Consider the following 20,510-nt stretch of genomic DNA (forward strand, 5'->3'; position numbering starts at 1 on the left):
TATAATTGGATCAGCAATGAAAAACGTCATCCACAGCATCTCGGTTAATATATCCCAACTGGCTGGCTCAACATGGACTTTCATGCTGGCAATTTTAGGTGTTTTGGTCTGGATAGTTACAGGCCCCTACTATCACTTCTCCAACACATGGCTGGTGGTCATCTCCGCTATTACGGATGTGGTGATTTTCGTGATGGTATTTTCAATTCAGAACACGCAGAACCGCGACAATAAAGCCGTTCATCTTAAGCTGAACGAATTGATCAGTGCTGATCAGAAGGCCCGCAATACCTTCATCGGTTTGGAGGAGCTGACCGACGAAGAGCTCGGAGATATAGACAACGAATTTAAGAGCGTCCTCTCTGAAGTGGGCGCGAATCACCCCCTGCATAAGCTCCATAAGAGGATATTAAACGAAAAAAACGCTCGCCTAAAGGCAGAGTAAACTTTGACAATCTGCTCTGCTAAATAGGCTTGCATTATGTGGAGTAGGCGTATAATGTAGCCAGCATTTGATCGAAACAAAGATATGTTTACGTCTACACCACACTTTGCCAAGAACGTATTTTTCAGCTGCATTGACGACCGATTGTCGAACGCCCACGCTGAGTTTATTAAGAATATCGGCGGCGCGTTCGCAATAGCTATTGCGGGTGGCGGACTCGCCTTGCTCTCGCCGGACGACCGAAAGGTCGCGCTTAAAGAGATCGCTCTCGCCTACATGATCAATAAGATTGACCATGTGTATCTCGAAAGCCATATGGAGTGTGGCGCATACAAGTTCGCAGGGGTCCACTTCAACGATCCTGAACAGGAACTCGAGTGCCTTTACAGTGATCTTGATAAAGCTGCCGCTGCCGTTCGGACGGAACTACTTCGCGCGGGCGCGAAATCAGACGAGGTTGAAGTGACGGTTCGTGTAGTCGATACGGACGGCCACGTTGTGCAGCGGGCGAAAACACTTCAACCCCAGGCGTAACGCGCAGAATTATATGTAATCGCCCCAGTTCGGTCCAGACGGCGGCGTAGCGTCGTTTCTGTAGAAAACACCTCCGTGCGAACGATACTCCTGGGGCCCACCCAGAAGTTGAAGCGTTCGTCGAATCGCGGCTCTTGCCATGATCAATAGCCGCGGGAGACGGCGTTCTCGATTGTCTGTTGGGTTGTGATCTACTTCTGGATTCATGAAGAAAGTATAGTACTTTTTCGCATGCTATAGTGAATTTGTGCACTACTTGGGTCTCAGACATAAATCGGAACACCAACATCAACTCGACCGACCACCAAAATCAGATTACTTGGTCTTTCTCGATAAACTGACCTTCGTGGTTGGCATTATCGGGCCGTTTACAGTTCTTCCCCAGATATATAGTATCTTTTCGACTAAGTCGGCCTCAGGCGTCTCACTCACAACCTGGCTTCTCATCTTTATCGTGACGTTTCCATGGATTCTCTATGGCGTGGCGCATAAAGACAAAAGCATTATTGTTAGCTTTATACTCTGGGAAGTTGTCAACTTGACCGTCGTCACTGGTGTCGTTATGTACGGACACGTCTAGATTTAGGCCGCATCCCTATTTTCCCAGACGACCTCCTCTTCGGACCCCTGATCCCGGAAAATCTTCCGGCCCTCTACGTGGTAACTGCGATAAACTCCTCTACCTTCACCTCGGATAAAGGCCATCGCTTCCTTGTGCCTCGGTTGGGTCCGAGCAAAAGCGGCAAAGTATGGGCCGGTCCAAGCGCAGTAGGATAAGCCGTCTCCCTCAGGAGATAGTTCATTGTCTGGCTCGTAATGGTAAAACCCGGGCATCAGCATAGCCTCTTGAGTTGCAGCACTATCTAAAGAAAGAAGTCGCTCAACCACCCAGCTTGCTGCCGCAAGGTTACGTCTTGAGCGGAACGATACAATATACAAGCCGCTTGGTCCCGTCTCGATAACCCCGTCGCCCCAAGTGAATGCATGCTCAATTGGCTGACTGCGAAAGTCGGGTCCTACTGGCACGATCCGCTCTGGATCTATACAGCCGCCTCCAAGTGATCGTATCCTTGACATATTTTGTATTGTGACACAATTGAGGGTGTGATTTCTAGCACTGTTTTATTTATATTCGGCTATGCTGAGAGATTGATGATTATCGATCCATTCCCGAGTTAAGCGGGCCAGTTCTTCAACATCGTCAATTGAAGTCTCATGGATAAATGATAATCGCACGACATCTTTGATCGGTTTTACATAAACAGAGTGTTGCTTGAGATAGTTAGTTAAGCCGACAGGGTCGTTAACTTTCATAGAAACAATATTCCCCTGATTCTCACCGTGATCTATGAAGGGAATGTCATATCTTGTAAGACATGACTTAATTTCGGCCAGCAGCTGCTTGTTCTTGGCTTCGATTGCCTCAATGCCTAGTTCATTAACGTGTTTTAAGGCGGCTAGTAGCGCAACTATACCTGGGAGGTTCTGCGTGCCATCCTGGAACCGAGCCGTAGTCGGCTTGAGTGCGTACGAGTCTTCATCAAATCGCTCCATGCTCCGAATGCCGACTTTAACGTCATTCAGTTTTCCGAGTGTTTTACGATTGACGTACATAAATCCCGTTCCAGGACCCGCTTGTAAGTATTTCTGTCCCCCACAAACGAAGATGTCGACAGATAGCTGCTGGAGGTCGATCTTGCGTACCCCGACCGTCTGGACGGCATCAATAACCAGGTAAATTCCCTTTTCACTACATGTCTTTGCGAGATACTCCAGGTCTGCCGTGTATCCATCGTAGTATTGGGTTGAAGAGACTGAGATTGCCTTAGTCTTTGGGCTGATAGTATCCATAAGAGCTTGGAAAGCACGGACGTTGTCAGTTCCCTTTATAACAGTAACAATTACACCGTCTTTTCGCTTCCTGAGCCAACTTAACAGATTGGCAGGATACTCATTCCCCATTACCAACACCTCGTCACCCGGCTTAAGTGGCAGAGCCTCGCTAGCGATATGTATGCCCTCGGTTGTGTTCTTAAGGTATGTGATCTCGTCTGGATGGCAGTTCAAAAGCTTGGCAGCTTCTTTGGCTAACTCATCTGAGAGAGGATCATACATGTAGAGCACGTCTGGCGGGCCGATAGTATAGAAGTCGTCGAGGTACTGACGTACTGCTCTGTAAGCGTATTCGCCCATGGGGGCGACAGTTGCATAACAGAACAGCTTCTTATCACTGATTGTTGTGGTTAAAGCCATGACCCCACTCCTATTTTCTGGAGTGACTTACTGTAGGAGTTGCTAAGAGTGCGTACCTTACGCAAGGACCGTTTTATCCTGCGCGGGTCGATGTCGGACTCCTTAACGACCCAATCAACCTTCGGCATAATAATTGATCGGTCTATATTTTCCTTGTAACGTTTCGTAAATTCGATCATCTTGCGAAGCTCATCTTCCAGCTTCTTATCCTTGTCCGCGTGGCTGTCCTTAACGGCCAGGTGTACTTCAACTTCACGGGCCAGCTTACCGAAGTTCTCTTGACGTGGATTCTTGACGTACTTAATCTTCACGGATGGGTCAATTGCAGCTATCTTCTCAGCGATCTCCTTGATTGTGAGACGGTGCGTGTAGTTATGAACTATGACATGTTTGCCGGGCTCGATATTCATCTCAGCGAGTCGTAGGAAATTGTCGATCGTGTCACTTAGGCTAATGAGGCCTGTCTTCTGTTCGCCATCACCGTAGACTGTTAGTGGATGACCGATGGCTAACTGGCAGATGAACCTGTTCAGCACGGTACTGAAGACCGCATCATAGTTGAAACGGGCTGACAGACCTCTGTGCCCTGCAGGGTGATTCTCGTCTATCGTTGCCCCAAAGATTGTAGACTGTTGGACAGTTACAACCCGAAGCCCCCAGATCTTGGCACAAAGATCATCTATTAAGAAGTCGCTGATCTTTGATTGGTGGTAGAAGTCCGTCGCCTGCATTGGTAGGTATGCGTCGACAACCCTATGAGTCTTGCCGTTGTGTTTGAATGTAAAGTCCTTCTTAGTTAACGGGACAAAGCTGGTATCGGAGTCCATATAACAACCGGCTGATCCGAGCTTTATATACCGTATATTCTTATCTGTCTCAGCAATCGCCCACAGTACGTTCAGGTGCCCCACGATGTTATTCGAGAATGTCTGAGCGGCATTACTCGGGCTTTTCATTGAGAATGGAGCTGATGGCTGTTGAGCTGCATTGATTATCAAGCCTGGACGGTACTTTTTAACTAACTTAGTAACGGCCTTCGGGTCTAAGAGTTCAGTTTTCTCGAATGAGAGGTTGGTTTTCCCGAATATACGTTTATACTCTGCAATCCGAGCTCTAGGACTTTTGAGTGGGACGAGGAGCTTTGCGTCGACTTCTCTTTCCCATTTTCTTTTTATCAGGTTATCTACGAGGATAACCTGTTTGTCAGTTCTGTTGGCGAAAGCAAGACCCAGGCTCCACCCAAGGTAGCCATCACCGCCAAGAATAAGAATTGTCTGTTGATCGAGTTGTTTCATGCAATAATAAACCCACGTCTGCACACAAACAGACTGTTGTGTTATCGAGGAATATGATAGAACAAAGTAGACAAAATGTCAATGCTTATTTATGACATTTTTGTGCTAGCCGCATATATACAGCAAATTTAGACACCATATACTTAACAGTCGAGGAGGAAAGTAACGTGACACAAGCACCTAACTTTAAGTTAGCTGACCAGGATGGGGTGATTCGTAGTCTTGACGACTATCAGGGGAAATGGCTCGTTCTCTACTTCTACCCCAAGGACGACACTCCAGGTTGCACGAAAGAAGCCTGCAGCTTTCGAGATGCCAGGGAGGTTATCATGCAACTTGGCCACACGGAAGTAGTTGGCGTAAGTAAGGATTCAGTTACTTCGCATAAAAAGTTTGCTGTTAAACAGAGTTTAAACTTTACACTTCTCAGCGATCCAGATCATCAAACCATCGAGGCTTATCACTCTTGGTCGCCACATAAGTTTATGGGACATGAGTATATGGGCACCAAGCGAAACACGTTTATTATCGATCCATCTGGCGCCATTGTTAAGGAGTATGAAGGCGTCAATCCCCAAGACCACATCGCACAAATCTTAGCTGATCTAAAAGAATTGCAGGCATAGAGACCTTCGTTTAACTCTTCGAGAATTCAGCTATATTAGCTGGGTAAGTATTTTTTGTAGAAGTAAAAGCCCGGCGGCAGGCTTATGAGTAGGTTGAGGATCCTATAAACAAGCGTCACCGATACAGCTAATGCAAGCGGTTGTCCTAAAGCCACAAGTGTACCCGCCATACCAAGCTCAAACACACCAGTACTAAAGATTGCTCCTCCAAACAGACTTGCTATGTTGGCTAGCAAGTAGCTCATAATTGCGATACCGAAGCCAACAGTTTTGCCAAATGCGAGAAAGGCTAGATAGAATGTGAAGATCTCGATGACGATATAGATCATTGACCAGACAAATGGAGTCCACATCAATCTCTTCCGCTTGATGATCGCATGGTAACCGGCATAAAAGTCATTCACAAACTTCTCAACCGCTTGTTTCTCGAATCTTGCGAAAAGCCTCTTGAGACGCCTCTCAAGTAACTTTATAAACCGTCTCATCATCTGTTCGTGGTGAATAGCGGTTATGATAAGAATCGCCGCTGCTAGTATCCCTGCCACAGAGAATATCGTTATTCTGTAGATTGTGGGGCTAGTGTGCGAACCGAAGTATATCAAGGTGAGTCCAACAGGTAGCATCAGAAGCACTGCTAGTGAGCTGAATGCATAGCGTAGGAATTGTGCTAGGACGCCCTCCCCTCTCGGAACGTCTGGATATAGGACCTGGGACAAGAATCCTGCCCCTGCAACACCCGCACTCGGCACGAGATAGTTAACGAAGTTCGTGGCCAATGCACCCTGAAAAAGACGACCGGTTTGAATACTGTAGCCGAATACTTTAAGGATGGATTGATAATAGAGTGCGTTGATATAGTAGCTGGCTACCTGGACGACGATTATCGCGACGATTACATACCATCGGAGACCCTTTAAGAGGTGGACGAACGTGTTTAACTGATGGGTATTAAGCGCGATGATAACTGCTAGGCCTATGAGCCCTAAGAGTAGTAAGGTCGTGTGGATTCTCAGTTTCATTATGGACGAGACGGCTTTTCTATCTGTATTTTGTTGTTATGTCCCGCCGATCTCATTTGTTATGATAACACTGTGAAGATACATTTTCGTCCGCTTAAGCGTGATGACTTTCCGCTGTTTATTAAGTGGCTAGCCAAACCGCATGTCAGTCGCTGGTGGAAAGAACCTGCCACCATGGAGCATGTCGAAACGAAATATGCTCCCGCTGTAGATGGCCATGATAAGACCGCCATGTTTATCGTTGAGGATGACGACAGACCCGTGGGTTTTATCCAATCATACTGGATTGATGATTATCCTGAACACGCCGCCTCTGTACGAGTAAAAGCTGCCATAGGTGTAGATCTCTTTATCGGTGAGGAAGACCGTATCGGCAAAGGTTTCGGCCCGGCCCTTTTAAAGGCTTTTATTACAGATGTTATATCCTCCAAGTACCCTGATGCTCGAAGAGTGGTGGCTGACCCGAGCGTAGATAATCTTGCTTCAATCCGCGCGTTTGAAAAGGCGGGTTTTTATAAGGGCGAAATCACGCGTGATGACGATGGGCCGGAGCAGCTGATGATAATCGATTTAGACTAGAGGTCGACCCCTTGACACCACAAGCATAAAGACTATGATTGGTGTGTAAAGGTGACAAAAATGAAAAACATACGTAATCTTATCATTTCAGTCATTCTGCTTGCCGGGATGACAAGTTTCAGCGTTGTCGCACAAGTCAGCGCATTCAATTTCAATAGTTTTAACGGTTTTAATTTCAACATTAACTTCCCGAATATGCTCTCTGGCGGACACAAATGGGTCTGTGGCACTAGCAACAGTGCCGTTACGGCCGACTGTCTTTCGCAGGTTGTTACCGACAGATCGGGCAACCCTGCAGCCGCTACCCTACCGGCAGGCTACGGGCCACTTCAATTCCATACCGCTTATCAAATTCCTTCAACTAGCAGCAATCCTGGCGTCATCGGCATAGTCGATGCCTATGGAGACTCGACAATAAGCTCTGATCTAGCAACATATGATAAGACCTACGGTCTTTCATCTTTCCCGACGTGCTCTACATCTGTTAAGACGGCATGCTTCGAAAAAATCAGCCAGACGGGCAGCACCACGAGATTCCCTGGTAATAACAGCGGTTGGGCCCTTGAGACGTCACTTGATGTCGAGGTAGCTCACCAGACCTGCCAGAATTGTAAACTGGTTCTTGTTGAGGCTAACAACTCCTCATATAGCAACCTGATGGCGGCCGTTGATGAAGCACATTCACTCGGCGCAACGGTAATATCTAACTCGTATGGATCCTCCGAGTTTAATGGCGAGACTAGCTACGACTCTCACTTCAACTACACAGGTACAGCGATAATCTTCGCGGCCGGTGATAGCTCATATGGCCCCATCTACCCCGCTGCTTCACCTCATGTCGTCTCTGTCGGCGGCACGACCCTTAACTTGTCTTCGTCAAACGCATGGCAGTCTGAAACCGTCTGGAACGGCACAGGCAGCGGCTGTAGCGTATACGAGCCACGCCCTACATTCCAATCGGACTCTGCCTGTACAAATCGCACGATTGCCGATGTTTCGGCGGACGCCGATCCAAATACCGGTGCGGCTGTTTACGACAGCGTCGGTTACTACTGGTCTCGAGGCTGGTTCCAGGTTGGCGGCACAAGCCTAGCCACTCCCCTTATTGCCGGGATCTATGCACTTGCTAATAACGTTGGCTCCTCGGTCTACGCGAATAGCGTACCCTACAGTGCCGTCAGCTACGGCGTCAACATGCACGACATAACCACTGGATCAAACGGCAGCTGTAATGGCACCAACCTCTGCCAGGCATCGGCCGGTTATGACGGTCCAAGCGGTCTAGGCTCGCCAATCGGGCTCGGCGCATTCTAGTCGCCATTAAAATTGTTCGCAGCATGTTCTTATATGTGTTTTGGTAGCCGTTCTCGATAGAATATTGCGCAATTAATTTATTCAGTAACTATTTGTACATCTCACCAGCTTTTGCTTTGTTGCGCAAATGAGAGCCGTTTACAGATGAGAAAAAGCAATGTCACGAACCAGCTATCATACTATCTTTTTGACATGCTCGTGCTTAAAAATATGACCTAGTAATGAGCCATACAGAGGAATCTTTACTAAATTATTGGCTTGTGCAATGCTGTGATATATTTCACGTTTACCCCTGTCGAAAGTGAGCACAAGCAATATTACAACAATGTGTTCATAACAGATGAAAATTCAAGAGTTAACAGATTGATTTGCTGCTTTGTCATATTGTTGACAGAAGCGATATAGAGTCTACAATGGAAAGTAACACTTTAGCAAGGGGCCATTACTTTGAGGGAAAAAACTGGGGGAAATAATGCGAGGACGGTCCTACATCGCTCACACGATGTGGCGTCAGAGAGCAACCCAGTGAATCATCAAGGCCACTTGGTACTGACACGTAGAATCATCTTTTGGCTAGTGGCAGCAACAACGCTAGCCTTTTTAGTCCTTCTGCCTTCTCACGTTGGTGATCACCAGCAGGCTCATACAAGCTCGGTCAAGATGAAACCTGCGGACCAGAGTACGGCTTCAGTTTCAACTCAAAACGGTAATACAGCAAGCTCATCCGTCTCATCGTCTAGCACGCAAACAGGTAGTAGTAATCAGAGCAGCTCTTCGACACACGTCACTATCAATGGCCAATCGGTTGATATCCCTGGTAATGGGTCGTATAGCAAGACGACGACCACCAGCAATGGGACATCATCCGTTAACGTTAATAGTTCGTCAACAACGAGCGATGGTTCATCAGTCAACGTAAACGTCAGTAGCAACAGTAACGATTCATCGGATTAGGAGGTGTCGATGGACTTTTAATAAAGAATATCTGCTTGTCGCTCGATCTGAGTGGTTAAGAGGCATTCAGATCGGGTTACCAGCCCGAGGCATCAACAAATTAACATAAACGGAAGGAGCAAATATGAACAAACTAATGTTTGTCAGATTTGTCGCTACGACCGCAGCCTCATTAGGCCTAGTGGGCGGTATGTCAGCAGTTGCCTTTGCTCATGGTGATCACAATCATCACGACAACGGTAGCAGCAGCGTGGTTCTCAACGCAGACAATGGGAACGTCAAGAATAACAACCACGTAAACGTGGCTAACCTCAGTGGACAAGTTACCCAGTCAGGTGACGCCAGCGTATCAAGTGGTCAGCAAAAGCACGACCATGGTGATGACAATGCGGCTGGTAGCAACGCTGCAGTAAGCGGTGACGCTTCAGCAACTGTTGGCCAGTCTAACAGTGTTGACATCAGCAGCAGTGCGCAACCTTCAATGCCGTCAGCTGCTCCAGCATCTGACCCAAGTGGCGAAGGTGGCAGCAACTCACTCGTCGTGAATGTTGACAACGGCAACGTTAACAACAACAACGATGTAAACGCTCTAAACGGCAGCTTCCAGTTGACCCAATCAGGCAACGCTAAAGTTACTGGTAGCAACACCAGCGGTAGCAGTGCTTCAAGCGGTGACGCCAGCAGCTCAGCTACGCAGAGCAACTCCGTCACTATCTCAGAGTAATCTTCCCTAACGGATAAGATTGTACGAGAAGTGATGTCTCGGCAGACGGGAGAGGTTGAGCCACTCAACCTCTCCGAAGCCGGGGAACAACTAATAGAAAGGGTGGTAAAGGATTATGATGATTATAAGCAAAGGACGTTCACTGTTCGCGATGTTGGTGATATGTGGCAGTCTTCTGCTTGTAATCTGCGTCCATCCCGGTTATGCACATGCCCTAAGTAATGCTAACGTTACTTCGCCTGTGAAGCCGACACAACCCATCTCGCCTTCTTCGTTGACGACGAACTCAACGTCGTCGCCGTCAACGACGAGTAGCGGGAGCCCAAGCGGCAACAGCACAGGTTCCACCCCTTCTACTTCCGGGTCTGACAATTCTGGTTCATCAACTGGCACAACCCCTACCTCAGCAGTTGCCGGGGGTTCAAGTTCAAGCCAGTCAGACAATTCGACCCTAGGCGTCTCCACGCAGACGAACACCACCCCCGATACCCCGCCTACGACGTCTACAGACCCGACTAGTAACAACCAATCTCAACCCGACACCAGCAACCCTATCTATCAGGCCAGTGCGGCACTTGCCGAAAGTATCCGTAACAGAGTAAACGCAAGAGTTGAAGACCGCCTCATGGCCATATCAGGGGATGCTACTGTTTCAGATAACACTGTAGCTGGTAATGCCACTACTGGTAACTCGACTGACACGCTCAATATAGTCAACGAACTAGCTTCACTTGTTAGTCTCGGCACCGGATCAGGTATCAGCACATTCAGCACAAATGTCGATGGTACAGTCGATGGGAACATAAATATCGACCCTTCCCAGTTGGCTCAGCTCACAAGTGCAACGACACCAACAGTTGATCCGAACCTTAATGCGAGTTTAGATTCATCAATTACGAATAATGCCAATCTTAATGCAAAGACTGGTGATGCCAAAGTCCAGAACAACGGCACTGCGGGCAATGCGACAAGTGGAGCTGCAAACGCAGTCGCCAACGTTGTCAATATGATCAACTCTATCATCGCCGCGCAGGAGTCATTCATTGGTGAGATAAACATCTACGGCAACTTGGATGGTAACATCCTCTTGCCCGCTCAACTGGTTAGCTCTCTCCTCAACGATCCGACGAGCGGTGTCGGCGGTGGCGCCCTCAACCTCTCCAATAACCAGACTGTCGTCAATAACATCAATCTGGCAGCTAGCTCCGGTACTGCTACGGTTATGAATAATGGTGTCACGGGCAACGCAACCAGTGGAAGCGCAAAAACCGACCTGACTCTCTTCAACCTGACTGGCGACCGGATTGTTGCTTCAAATGCTCTGCTGGTCATCGTCAACGTTCTCGGTCAGTGGTACGGGCTTATCATGAACGCACCAGCAGGCTCGCACTCCGCTCTACTCGGTGGAGGCGTCACCCAAGATTCTGTTATCCCGCCAGCTGTTAACGCCACGGTTCATAACAATGCGTTCATTGACAACAGCCTTAACCTACGCGCTAGCACCGGTAACGCCACAGTCCTTGATAACGGTACTGCAGGTAACGCCACCACTGGCAATGCTTCTGCAAGTGCCAACGTTATAAATATCCTCGGCGATCAGTTCGATCTGTCTGGCTGGTTCGGGATCCTGTTTGTAAACGTCTTCGGAAGCTGGGAAGGCAACCTGAGCACCTACAACGAGCTGGCCTCAGTTCTTAACCAGGTCGGCACACCGTCTGCGAACAATACGAACTATGTTACTCAGTCGTTCAGTGGCAACAGCAACAATGGCAATTCAACAGAGTATACGGCTGTCTACAAGGTCGTTTCTGACAACAGCAACACAAACTCAAACACGAACAGCAACAGTACTCACAACGATAAAGGAAGCATCGTTCTGGCCAGCAACTTCAGCAAACATGCTCCCAGCATTCTTCCAACGACAAACGCAAGCTCACAAACAAACTGGAGTTACGTCTTAGCGGCAATCGGCCTTAGCACGGGTACAGTCCTCTTTGGGATCGAGCGCTACCTCACTTACCGTCAGAACAAACTTAACTAGCTAAACCCCACTTTGGTGGATAGAAGTAACTTATCTTTGCTAGGTTTGGTGTGTGACGAGCCTTAATGCGCTTGCGTGCGCTTGCAAGCTCAGGAACTGCCTCTCGGCAATATTTATCCAATTCACAGAACAATCCCTGGCAGTCAATGGCGTGAAGTTTTCGGCCCCCCAGACCGGCAAACTGCAGATTGAGCCTCGTAAACTCCTTATCCTGCACTTCGACCATCTGTAGAATGATCTGTTCGGGACTTAGACTACCGAGTGACTGGAAGGCTTTCTGGATGCCGCGCAGCGCCCCAGGGCCAGCTTTTGTAAAACTGTTCTCGTCGAAGTCCAGATACGGAGTATAGTTCAAGTCAATCGCTAACTGATAAGCCATAAAGTCACCGATAAGGGGATATGTTCTCAGAAGGCTGTAGATATCCTTGAGCGATTTTGCAGCTAAAAGCCTAGCACCTAAACGGTCTTCGATAAACATCTGGCGAAAAAGAGCCAGGTGGTTTTGATACTTTTTAGAGAATCCATAGGCATTGTTGGCGCACAGTATAAACGCACCGGTATATAATCGACCATTCTTTTCTTGAGCGTGTTCAATTGCCCTTTCAAAGTCGACACTCTCGAGGTCGCTTATGCGTGGCCGGTGGCCGAGATATTCGGTAATTGCTTCCCATGTTTCGGGACGGCTAAAGAACCGGAAAGCGATCACACCGAATAAGATATCTGAGACATCCTCATCTGACCCACCGTATGCCACTTCTCGTATAAGGTATTGAGAGACTCTATCACTGGCTCGAAAGACGTTACAGAACTTATACGTAGCAAGAATTGGATCATCTGTCCACGGCCCCCTGGGATTAGACTGGCGACGCTCGAATACAGCTTGCCGTTCGGAAGCGAAATACCAGTAGAGATCGTATATCGGTTGTCTTACTGTGGGTTGTCGCACCCAATCATTATAAGTCGACTAGCTCTTATTGCATTGGCATTGGCGCGAGTTCGTAGACTTGCACCGAAAACTTACCGGTCTTATCTGCTAAGAACGGGTGATCTTTAACGAGATCTATGGCTCCGTTCATGTCGTCTGCTTGGATGATGCTATAGCCATTGAGCTGCAGAGCAGTGCCCTGTGAGCCGTCATCTACGACCGCACGTCCGTCAACCATTGGCTGACCAGCATCGACAAGCCCGTCCTCTATTCGGTCCATCCAGACTTTCCAAGCATCCATAATATCTTCTCTTTTCTCTGGTGGGATGTCTTCCATCGGTGTAGCTGGACCATTGTAAAGAATGATAAACTTTTTCATCTCTTGTCTCCTCCATATTACCTACCTATCGTAACAGATTAGAGCCATCCTAGACAGCATGTACATAAGTGCGCTTTGTCACATCTGTTATTTATATAATGAAATAATACTTGCAATAAATCAAGAAAAGATGTATACTATGCAATAGTTTAAGTGTGATAGCAAATGGCACGTAGAGACGAAGACAAGCCATCTGTCGCCCGGACGAGGACGACCGTTCTAGAGAACGCTCATAAAGTGAGCGTACCTAAACGTGGTGTAACAAAGCGCCGCGCAGCTAGTACGTCCTCAAGAGCAAAGACAAAGATAACCTCTTCTCGACAGGTGCAACTAACCAGTAGCCGCACGCTGCCAAAGAGAAAACTGTTGCCAAGAAGCCTGATGGCCAAGACCAAGCCTGCTCGTATCCATAAGCACAAGCTAGCTCTTCTGATTGCTTGTCACAACGAGGAGATGGTACTCGAGACGACCATCAAATCGGCCGTCGCATCGGGTCAAAAGATCGAAGATATCTTTGTTGTTGACGACAACTCAAGTGACAAGACCCGCGAGATAGCCGTCAGGGTGCTCGGCGTGCTGAACGTTTTGACTGTCCCCCGAAGCGGTAAGGCAGGCGCGGTCTACCAGGCTATTAAGGTCTTCGGCTTCGAGGAGCGGTACCAGTGGGTGCACATCTCTGATGGTGACAGTATTTTCGGAGAAGACTACTTCCGGAACTATCGCCGTGGACTGACTGGCAAAGAGTATGTTGTGGCTGTTGGTTTCATCCAGAGCCTCAGGGGTAACTGGATCGCAAATTATCGGTCTCTCTCATATACTTACTCCCAGCACGTAATGCGTCGTTTTCAGTCATGGTTCAATATGATCTCAGTCCTACCCGGTCCGATTACGTCGTTCCGTACCGATATCATCCAATACCTTGACTTCAGGACGGGAGTTATCGCCGAAGACTTTGATGTAACACTCCAGATTTATCGTATGGGACTCGGTAAAGTTCGCTATATTCCCGATGCCATCTGCTATACACAGGATCCTCAAAACTTGCGCGACTTCTGTAAGCAGACATTTAGGTGGCAGCGAGGCTTCTGGCAGGGTGTTACTCGCCATCGAATCGGCACTAAACTGCAATCGATCGATATCAGTATCGGTTATCAGGTCTTCCAGATGGTTCTATGGCTCTTTGAATTCGGCTTTCTCGTCCCCTACACCATGTTTGAGACTGGGAAGTGGATTATTCTACCTATTCTAATGGTCTTGGACTTTACGGTTGTCTCGATCTTAACTATCTTCTCGGCCATTGTTGCAAAGCGTTACTGGGTACTTGCCGCGCTTCCCTACTACTACTTCTTACGATATGTCGAACTCGGTATCTTTCTGTGGGCATTTGTTGAGATCGTCATCCTGAGGCGATACCACAGTACTCTGCAGAAGGGTTGGGTTACTGAAGGCCGTCGCTATGCTATCGATAAGGCAGCCCTAAGGGAGGCACACGGATGAGTGTCAACATCTTTAAGTCCTCAAAGAAGTCAGCCCGTCGCAAAACCCGCCGTGACCATAAGGTCCGGAATATAATCCTGACGGTTGTAGCTGCTTCTTACTTTATCTACCAGATCTACCTGATAGTTCGCGTCTTCTGGGTCAAGTAGACTTAAAAAGCTACCTAGTTTGTCTTAGTGTAGCCAATATATTCAAAGCTAAACATCTGGCGATTCTGCCAGAAGAGACCTGAACAGGTCTGCACGAGGAGCCGTGGTGCCCCTGTATAGCTTAAGACCGATGTCTGTGACGGCTGGACGGCATAGCTGTCGGTTAGCTTATACGTAAAGGTGTAACCGTTCTGCGTCTTCACTTGGGCAGTGTCACCTATGTGGAGACCGGCTAGCAGGGGTCCGAACATCGTTCGTAGAGCATGCCCATAGATGAATGTCTGTCCACTGGTATTGTTTGGCTCGACACTGATGGTTGCGTACTGGGCGTTCGTATCGCTCAGCGTCCAGCTGTTGGTACGAGCATCGTAATATCCAGGGATGATGCTTTGGTTAATACCGAGACTTGGGAAAGATATAGAAGTCGGATAGCCACTGATGATTGACTGTGCTGGATGACTGGCTGTTGGTTGGGGCACCGTTGCTCTGACTTGCTTGGAGCTAGCGGCGTTCACAGTCGCTGCCTGATCGGCCTCGAAGTTTGAGATCAGAGTTGGGGCCGTGCCGATGAGGCCTGAGACAAAGATAAGCATACCGACAACGGTCAGTATCTGTAGTTTGGTTAACTTTATCTGTGGTCTAATCGTCATAACGTATCTACCTTCATGACCGAAACGGGCTACAGAATATATATCCTGTAGCCCGAGTCTTTAGTGAGCTTCAAGCAGCTGCTTAGGCTTTGTTGCCGAAGTGCTGCTTGACCTTCATCGCGCCGGTGAAAGTGAGGACCGTAAGGCCGAGCACCATCATAACGACTGCGAAGACAAAGGCTAGCTTGAAGCCACTTGTGTTGGGCAGAGTAGCTACTCCAGCTACACCTGCGGTTGTGGTAGCGACACCAACGCCGCCTCCCATACCATATCCAGCCATTGCATTCTCTCCTGCTTAATAGCTCGAGCTGATTTGTGACCTCTTATCCTGCCGCAAGCCCTCGCAGGCGCTGCGGAGGAGAAGAGTCCTCGCCTCAACTCGTTTACATACAATATATACTAAATATGCGCTTATGTAAAGTAGATTATTTAACATTCTTATGTTTAGAGTTTATTTCACCATCTCATTGACAAAAGTACTGAAAGAGTTGTATAATTATGTCCAATCGTTACTATCACTAATGTTGGAGAATCAGGTAGATGCGAAAATTCTTACTAACCCTTATGTCAATGGTCCTCTTTGCAGGACTTTTAGCAGGTCCAGCTACACTGGCCCTCGCCCAGCGCGCCGCTGCGGCTAGCCCTACCAACCTTATAGCCAATCCTCTGGTAGAAACGGCTGATCCGAGCAACCCATCACAGCCGCTCGACTGGAACGAAGGAAACTGGGGCACCAATAGCACCACCTTCTCCTACCTTAATAGTGGTTCTGGAATCGACACCAATAGTGTCCAGGTTCAGATGACCAGCTACACCAGCGGTGACGCTAAGTGGTACTTCAACCCAGTAGCCGTAACTGCCGGTCAGACCTACAACTATAGTGATAGTTATCTCTCCAACGTTCCAACTGAAGTCATGGTCCAGGATCAGACTGCAAGCGGCACCCTTTCATACCAGGACCTTGGTTCAGCTCCTGCCGACACTTCGTGGGCAACGTTCACCCAGAACTTCACCGTTCCAAGTGGCGTCACCGAGCTTACCGTCTTTCACCTCATTCAGAGCGTTGGTACACTTCAAACTGATAACTTCTCATTGAGCCCAGTAAGCGCTCCTTCAGTCAACATCTCTACCCCGAACTCTGGTGCAACTGTCAGTGGTAGTACGACTATTAGTGCTAATGCCAGTGACACTAACGGCATCGCCAACGTCCAGTTCATGCTTGATGGCCAGGCTCTCGGTAGCCCGATCACTAGTGCTCCCTATGAATATACGTGGGATACCACTGTCGCCACGAACGGTAGCCACAGCCTGACAGCTGTTGCCACCAACACTGAAGGTATCAGCACTACTTCGGCTGCCATTCCAGTAACCGTTTCTAACGGTACGGTCGGAAGTAACCTTATTAGTAACCCGCTAGTCGAGACGGTTGATCCGTCTAACAGTTCTCTACCTGAAAACTGGGACCAAGGCAACTGGGGCACCAATACGGTTACCTTCTCATACATCACCAACGGCTCAACTGGTGATAGCCGCAGCGTCGGCATCAATATGACCGCTTACACCAGTGGTGACGCTAAGTGGTACTTCAATCCGGTCAATGTCACCCCAGGTGCTACCTATAACTACAGTGACTACTACCAATCAAGCGTCACTACAGACGTTATGGCCGCCTTCATCAACGCTAGTGGCGTAACTACATACCAGGATCTTGGTTCAGCTGCCGCCAACCCATCAGCTTGGACGCAGTACAACGCCAGCTTCATAGTTCCTGCCGGTACCCAGACAATGACCGTCTACCATCTGATCAGCGCCGTCGGTACACTTCAGACTGATAACTTCTCGCTGACTGAGAGCACGAAACCGTCTATCCAGATCTCTGCTCCAGTCGCAGGTGCTACAGTTACAGGTACGACCACAGTCTCAGCTAACGCAAGCGACCCGAACGGGATCACTAGCGTTCAGTTCTTACTGGATGGCCAGGCTCTCGGTAGCCCTGTTACGAGTGCTCCCTACCAGTACAACTGGGATAGTACCCAAGCATCAAACGGTACCCATAGTCTAAGTGCTGAAATCTTCGAAGGTAACAGCGTTGTTGCCACCTCAAGCCCGGTTTCCGTCAAAGTCAGCAACGCCGGCACCAATCTCGTTCCTAACCCTAAGGATCTCGTCGTTGACCCAAGCAATTCGAACATGCCAGCTGACTGGACGACCGACACTTGGGGCACTAACACCCACACCTTTACTTACGGCGCACCTGGTTCAGGTTTCGATGGAAGTCGAAGCCTAACTACTAAGATCACCAGCTACACCAGCGGTGACTCAAAGTGGTCGTTCAACGCGGTACCTGCCACTAAAGATGAGATGTACAAGTTCTCAGAGTACTACAAGGCGACCATCCCGACTCAGATCGACGCTGCCTTTAATATGAGCGACGGCACCACCGACTACCAGATCATCGGCCTACCCGCTGCTGTCAGCAGCTGGACCAAATTTACGACCGAATTCGCCATCCCTGCTGGTACCCAAACGATCGCTATCTACCACTTCTTTGACAGCACCGGTACCCTTTCAACAAGTGACTTCAGTATGACGAAGTACGTCCCAGTCGGTTTCAGCGAACCGCTGGTCAGCTTGACCTTCGACGACGGTTACGAGTGTAGCTACACCAACACCGCTCCGATGCTAAAAGCTGCCGGTTTTACCGGTACCCAGTTCATCATCACTGCTCTTCTTAACCAGAGCGGCTACCTGACCAAGGCTCAGGTTAAGGCAATCGGTCAGGAGGGCGAAGAGATGGCCTCTCACACCGTTGATCACGTCGACTTGACACAACAGACGCCTGCCAACTTGATCAAGCAGCTTGCTAACTCGCAGGCGGCTCTAAAGACCATCACAGGTGTCTCACCGACCGATCTGGCTTACCCGTTCGGTCTCTATAACTCAGCCGTTATGACGGCCACTGCGAAATACTACACGGCTGCCCGAAGCGTCGACGATGGCTTCAACAGCAAAGACGACTTCCAGCCCTACCGCCTGAAAGTCCAAAACATCTACGACAATACGACTACCGCTCAGGTTGCCGACTGGATTGCCCAGGCACAGGCTACCAACACATGGCTGATCATCACCTACCACTCAGTCGATGACCACCCGAACCCGGCAACTGACGCTGGTATCTACAACATTACAACTGCTCAGTTTCAAGCTCAGCTCGACGCCATCAAGGCTTCAGGTATCAAAGTAGTTACCATGAAGCAAGGCTTCGCTGAGACAAGTGCGCAGGTCAAATAGAGCTCGTCAGAGCTGGTGGCGATCTATCATGGATAGACAAGTACGTCGTGGGCTGAGAGAACCCGGTGATGAACCACGGGGCGAAGACGACCCAAGAGAATACTCTCGACGAACCGGGTTACTACTTGGCGGTCTCGCTGCCACGGCTGGTCTAAGCGCCTTTGTCGCTTGGAAGACAGGTCTCATCGGTAGCTTGCTAAACGGTGGTGGCACGCCTTCTCACCTTGAGGTACCCAATCACTCTCCGACTTCTGGCTCTAGTGCCGAGAGACTTCATGGCATGCGCGAAAGTGGGGACTCACAGTTACCGCTTCTTGCGAACTACGAACAGTACGGCGTAGATACCGACCAGATGATGATCTTTAGGAATATGCCGACTACACCCGAAGAAGCACTGCTAAGTGGTGAACAAGACGCCGCAACACTAAAGACGTGGGAGCAATTCGGGGTTGCACCACTCTTCATCATGCAGCCAAGTCCTAATATGGACCTTACCCTGTTTGAACACGGTAAATACGATCACGCGCTTCGCATCTATATGGATGCAATGAAACGTGCCGGTATAACGAATGGTACGTGGGTCCCCTTTGCGGAAGGAAATTTCTTGGCTCAGGATACTAGACAGAACCACGCGACCGGGCCTCAGCAGTTCGTCTCGTGTGTTAAGCGGGCTGCCAACATCATCAAAGAAGCCTTGCCGGCCGATCAGTCTAAGATCTCTGTTCTTCTGAACAACGTCACCTATCGTGATCACAGCTATAACAGCGCGACCACTAGCCCAGATGCATTTCTGCCCTATGTCAGAGGACTCAGGGGGACAGTCGATTCGATAGGTTATCAAGGCTTCCCATGGGTTCCCGAAGACACTGGAGCCAGTGTTGTAGACGCAGGTCTCGTCACTCACTTGGCTCAAGCTGCTGGTGTTGAAGACGTCTGGCTAAACTTCGGGACCTGGAACGAGATGAACAATGTCAACTACCCCGGCCAAGGCCCAGAACTGTATACTGTTAACGATGCTCACAGGCACCTACTCTTGATCGAGTTTCTCTCTCAGGTCCAGCAGATCAGGCGGAGAGTACCTAACGTATCAGTCAACCTATTCGCCTATAACAACTTCCAAGCAGGTAATGGCGGCACGGCTACTTTCCAGATGCACACCCCTAACCAGCTCCGCATTTTAGATGACTTCGCGCATGGCGCAGCCAGAATCGGTGTCCCCGTTACTATCTTTGATTCAAAGTAGGATAACTCTTTATGTCAGACCGGCTCAACCCAATTGACAGGTATCTAGCACTTCCACTAGCGGGAGATCTCCTAGGCGAAGAGTTTGAGCCGCATAGCGATCCGAAAGGTCGTAAGCATACTCTCGGTAGGTTAGCCCTAGCGGTCCGCGAGAAAGGGACCAGCCTGCAGTCATATTTTGGACGACCTATGCCTGACGGCGTAGTTGCATGGCAGTACATGCCCACTTGGGCTCCGGGCGTTGATGCGACCCTGACATGTCGCGTACAGCCAGGGAGGGGCTATATTGAGGAGTTTGCCGGTTTGACACTCGAGTACTCTAAAGAAGACGATCTCGTTGAACCTGGCAGGCCGCGCAGGCGCCCTGCGACAACCTATCTTGACGTTCAGACAAGGATGGTTGGGGCCAACACCCTTGGCTATGAGATGACGGAGTGGCACCAGGGCGTACGGCCTGGTGCGTTCCAGCGTCGTGAGGCCACATCCGGACCGAGTATCATAGAAGCGCGTCTGCTTGTCGGACGGGCAGCCCAGCGATTCTTTGACGCTCTTCCAGAAGCCGCCTAGATAACAGCGTCACTGTCTTAAGCCCA

General features: G+C 49.1%; 23 protein-coding genes. 14 read left to right on the forward strand and 9 right to left on the reverse strand.

Going from position 1 to position 20,510, the window contains the following annotated elements:
• Positions 1-16: 16 nt before the first annotated feature.
• Both VGS28_04850 and VGS28_04855 read left to right on the forward strand, forming a co-directional pair.
• Positions 17-445 (forward strand): low affinity iron permease family protein, encoded by a 429-nt coding sequence (locus VGS28_04850; GenBank protein HEV2413097.1) that lies wholly within the window; start codon positions 17-19, stop codon positions 443-445.
• 84 nt (positions 446-529) lie between these two features.
• Positions 530-979 (forward strand): hypothetical protein, encoded by a 450-nt coding sequence (locus VGS28_04855; GenBank protein ID HEV2413098.1) that lies wholly within the window; start codon positions 530-532, stop codon positions 977-979.
• Between the two features lie 9 nt (positions 980-988).
• Here VGS28_04855 and VGS28_04860 read toward each other — a convergent pair whose 3' ends face one another.
• Positions 989-1,186, reverse strand: a complete 198-nt coding sequence (locus VGS28_04860) for a hypothetical protein (protein HEV2413099.1) — start codon at positions 1,184-1,186, stop codon at positions 989-991.
• Between the two features lie 40 nt (positions 1,187-1,226).
• On the opposite strand from VGS28_04860, the gene VGS28_04865 reads away from it, so the two are divergent.
• On the forward strand, positions 1,227-1,559 hold the full coding sequence (locus VGS28_04865) for a SemiSWEET family transporter (protein ID HEV2413100.1): 333 nt from the start codon (positions 1,227-1,229) through the stop codon (positions 1,557-1,559).
• A gap of 2 nt (positions 1,560-1,561) precedes the next feature.
• Here VGS28_04865 and VGS28_04870 read toward each other — a convergent pair whose 3' ends face one another.
• The 3 genes from VGS28_04870 to VGS28_04880 are packed head-to-tail and all read right to left on the reverse strand — an operon-like array spanning position 1,562 to position 4,527.
• Positions 1,562-2,056 (reverse strand): hypothetical protein, encoded by a 495-nt coding sequence (locus VGS28_04870; protein ID HEV2413101.1) that lies wholly within the window; start codon positions 2,054-2,056, stop codon positions 1,562-1,564.
• 45 nt (positions 2,057-2,101) lie between these two features.
• Positions 2,102-3,232, reverse strand: coding sequence for an aminotransferase class V-fold PLP-dependent enzyme (locus tag VGS28_04875; GenBank protein HEV2413102.1), 1,131 nt, complete (start codon positions 3,230-3,232; stop codon positions 2,102-2,104).
• Positions 3,223-4,527 (reverse strand): NAD-dependent epimerase/dehydratase family protein, encoded by a 1,305-nt coding sequence (locus tag VGS28_04880; GenBank protein ID HEV2413103.1) that lies wholly within the window; start codon positions 4,525-4,527, stop codon positions 3,223-3,225. The genes VGS28_04875 and VGS28_04880 overlap by 10 nt, the downstream gene beginning before the upstream one ends.
• A 167-nt stretch (positions 4,528-4,694) precedes the next feature.
• Between VGS28_04880 and bcp the strand changes: the two genes are divergently transcribed.
• Complete coding sequence (gene bcp / locus VGS28_04885; protein HEV2413104.1) at positions 4,695-5,153, forward strand: thioredoxin-dependent thiol peroxidase; 459 nt, start codon at positions 4,695-4,697, stop codon at positions 5,151-5,153.
• A 35-nt stretch (positions 5,154-5,188) separates the two neighbouring features.
• Here the strand turns inward: bcp and VGS28_04890 are convergent, their stop codons facing one another.
• On the reverse strand, positions 5,189-6,172 hold the full coding sequence (locus VGS28_04890; GenBank protein HEV2413105.1) for a lysylphosphatidylglycerol synthase transmembrane domain-containing protein: 984 nt from the start codon (positions 6,170-6,172) through the stop codon (positions 5,189-5,191).
• Between the two features lie 72 nt (positions 6,173-6,244).
• Here VGS28_04890 and VGS28_04895 point away from each other — a divergent pair, with 72 nt between their 5' ends.
• From VGS28_04895 to VGS28_04915, 5 genes are all read left to right on the forward strand, one after another.
• Positions 6,245-6,751 (forward strand): GNAT family N-acetyltransferase, encoded by a 507-nt coding sequence (locus VGS28_04895; protein ID HEV2413106.1) that lies wholly within the window; start codon positions 6,245-6,247, stop codon positions 6,749-6,751.
• Positions 6,752-6,811: 60 nt separating this feature from the next.
• Positions 6,812-8,065, forward strand: a complete 1,254-nt coding sequence (locus tag VGS28_04900) for a S53 family peptidase (protein HEV2413107.1) — start codon at positions 6,812-6,814, stop codon at positions 8,063-8,065.
• 576 nt (positions 8,066-8,641) lie between these two features.
• Positions 8,642-9,019 (forward strand): hypothetical protein, encoded by a 378-nt coding sequence (locus tag VGS28_04905; GenBank protein ID HEV2413108.1) that lies wholly within the window; start codon positions 8,642-8,644, stop codon positions 9,017-9,019.
• Between the two features lie 124 nt (positions 9,020-9,143).
• Positions 9,144-9,743 (forward strand): hypothetical protein, encoded by a 600-nt coding sequence (locus VGS28_04910; GenBank protein HEV2413109.1) that lies wholly within the window; start codon positions 9,144-9,146, stop codon positions 9,741-9,743.
• 115 nt (positions 9,744-9,858) lie between these two features.
• A complete protein-coding gene (locus VGS28_04915; protein HEV2413110.1) occupies positions 9,859-11,784 on the forward strand; it encodes a hypothetical protein in 1,926 nt (641 codons plus the stop codon).
• On the opposite strand, the gene VGS28_04920 is transcribed toward VGS28_04915, so the two are convergent.
• Together VGS28_04920 and VGS28_04925 are read right to left on the reverse strand one after the other, a co-directional pair.
• On the reverse strand, positions 11,777-12,730 hold the full coding sequence (locus VGS28_04920) for a nucleotide kinase domain-containing protein (protein ID HEV2413111.1): 954 nt from the start codon (positions 12,728-12,730) through the stop codon (positions 11,777-11,779). The two genes, VGS28_04915 and VGS28_04920, sit on opposite strands and share 8 nt — an antisense overlap.
• A gap of 25 nt (positions 12,731-12,755) precedes the next feature.
• Entirely contained in the window at positions 12,756-13,088 is a 333-nt protein-coding gene (locus VGS28_04925) for a YciI family protein (protein ID HEV2413112.1), read from the reverse strand.
• Between the two features lie 165 nt (positions 13,089-13,253).
• Between VGS28_04925 and VGS28_04930 the strand changes: the two genes are divergently transcribed.
• Positions 13,254-14,585 (forward strand): glycosyltransferase family 2 protein, encoded by a 1,332-nt coding sequence (locus tag VGS28_04930; GenBank protein HEV2413113.1) that lies wholly within the window; start codon positions 13,254-13,256, stop codon positions 14,583-14,585.
• Positions 14,582-14,734, forward strand: coding sequence for a hypothetical protein (locus tag VGS28_04935; protein ID HEV2413114.1), 153 nt, complete (start codon positions 14,582-14,584; stop codon positions 14,732-14,734). The genes VGS28_04930 and VGS28_04935 overlap by 4 nt, the downstream gene beginning before the upstream one ends.
• A gap of 14 nt (positions 14,735-14,748) precedes the next feature.
• On the opposite strand, the gene VGS28_04940 is transcribed toward VGS28_04935, so the two are convergent.
• Positions 14,749-15,384 carry a sortase gene (locus VGS28_04940; GenBank protein ID HEV2413115.1) on the reverse strand — a complete coding sequence of 212 codons (636 nt, stop codon included), beginning with the start codon at positions 15,382-15,384 and terminating at the stop codon, positions 14,749-14,751.
• Between the two features lie 82 nt (positions 15,385-15,466).
• The gene (locus tag VGS28_04945) at positions 15,467-15,664 is read right to left on the reverse strand and encodes a hypothetical protein (GenBank protein ID HEV2413116.1); all 198 of its coding nucleotides are present in this window, start codon (positions 15,662-15,664) and stop codon (positions 15,467-15,469) included.
• A 260-nt stretch (positions 15,665-15,924) separates the two neighbouring features.
• On the opposite strand from VGS28_04945, the gene VGS28_04950 reads away from it, so the two are divergent.
• From VGS28_04950 to VGS28_04960, 3 genes are read left to right on the forward strand one after another with little or no spacing between them, the layout of a single operon-like run.
• Positions 15,925-18,675 (forward strand): Ig-like domain-containing protein, encoded by a 2,751-nt coding sequence (locus tag VGS28_04950; protein ID HEV2413117.1) that lies wholly within the window; start codon positions 15,925-15,927, stop codon positions 18,673-18,675.
• A gap of 28 nt (positions 18,676-18,703) precedes the next feature.
• Complete coding sequence (locus VGS28_04955; GenBank protein HEV2413118.1) at positions 18,704-19,918, forward strand: hypothetical protein; 1,215 nt, start codon at positions 18,704-18,706, stop codon at positions 19,916-19,918.
• An 11-nt stretch (positions 19,919-19,929) separates the two neighbouring features.
• Complete coding sequence (locus VGS28_04960) at positions 19,930-20,484, forward strand: hypothetical protein (protein HEV2413119.1); 555 nt, start codon at positions 19,930-19,932, stop codon at positions 20,482-20,484.
• Positions 20,485-20,510 lie beyond the last annotated feature (26 nt).

It is taken from the genome of Candidatus Saccharimonadales bacterium, from assembly GCA_035945435.1.
Classification (GTDB): Bacteria; Patescibacteriota; Saccharimonadia; order Saccharimonadales; family DASZAF01; genus DASZAF01.

Bases quoted from the DNA above. Each gene is read 5' to 3' on its own strand.
- VGS28_04850 (HEV2413097.1), top strand. From the start codon at position 17: ATGAAAAACGTCATCCACAGCATCTCGGTTAATATATCCCAACTGGCT.
- VGS28_04855 (HEV2413098.1), top strand. From the start codon at position 530: ATGTTTACGTCTACACCACACTTTGCCAAGAACGTATTTTTCAGCTGC.
- VGS28_04860 (HEV2413099.1), bottom strand. From the start codon at position 1,186: ATGAATCCAGAAGTAGATCACAACCCAACAGACAATCGAGAACGCCGT.
- VGS28_04870 (HEV2413101.1), bottom strand. From the start codon at position 2,056: ATGTCAAGGATACGATCACTTGGAGGCGGCTGTATAGATCCAGAGCGG.
- VGS28_04875 (HEV2413102.1), bottom strand. From the start codon at position 3,232: ATGGCTTTAACCACAACAATCAGTGATAAGAAGCTGTTCTGTTATGCA.
- VGS28_04880 (HEV2413103.1), bottom strand. From the start codon at position 4,527: ATGAAACAACTCGATCAACAGACAATTCTTATTCTTGGCGGTGATGGC.
- VGS28_04890 (HEV2413105.1), bottom strand. From the start codon at position 6,172: ATGAAACTGAGAATCCACACGACCTTACTACTCTTAGGGCTCATAGGC.
- VGS28_04900 (HEV2413107.1), top strand. From the start codon at position 6,812: ATGAAAAACATACGTAATCTTATCATTTCAGTCATTCTGCTTGCCGGG.
- VGS28_04910 (HEV2413109.1), top strand. From the start codon at position 9,144: ATGAACAAACTAATGTTTGTCAGATTTGTCGCTACGACCGCAGCCTCA.
- VGS28_04915 (HEV2413110.1), top strand. From the start codon at position 9,859: ATGATGATTATAAGCAAAGGACGTTCACTGTTCGCGATGTTGGTGATA.
- VGS28_04925 (HEV2413112.1), bottom strand. From the start codon at position 13,088: ATGAAAAAGTTTATCATTCTTTACAATGGTCCAGCTACACCGATGGAA.
- VGS28_04930 (HEV2413113.1), top strand. From the start codon at position 13,254: ATGGCACGTAGAGACGAAGACAAGCCATCTGTCGCCCGGACGAGGACG.
- VGS28_04935 (HEV2413114.1), top strand. From the start codon at position 14,582: ATGAGTGTCAACATCTTTAAGTCCTCAAAGAAGTCAGCCCGTCGCAAA.
- VGS28_04940 (HEV2413115.1), bottom strand. From the start codon at position 15,384: ATGACGATTAGACCACAGATAAAGTTAACCAAACTACAGATACTGACC.
- VGS28_04945 (HEV2413116.1), bottom strand. From the start codon at position 15,664: ATGGCTGGATATGGTATGGGAGGCGGCGTTGGTGTCGCTACCACAACC.
- VGS28_04950 (HEV2413117.1), top strand. From the start codon at position 15,925: ATGCGAAAATTCTTACTAACCCTTATGTCAATGGTCCTCTTTGCAGGA.
- VGS28_04955 (HEV2413118.1), top strand. From the start codon at position 18,704: ATGGATAGACAAGTACGTCGTGGGCTGAGAGAACCCGGTGATGAACCA.
- VGS28_04960 (HEV2413119.1), top strand. From the start codon at position 19,930: ATGTCAGACCGGCTCAACCCAATTGACAGGTATCTAGCACTTCCACTA.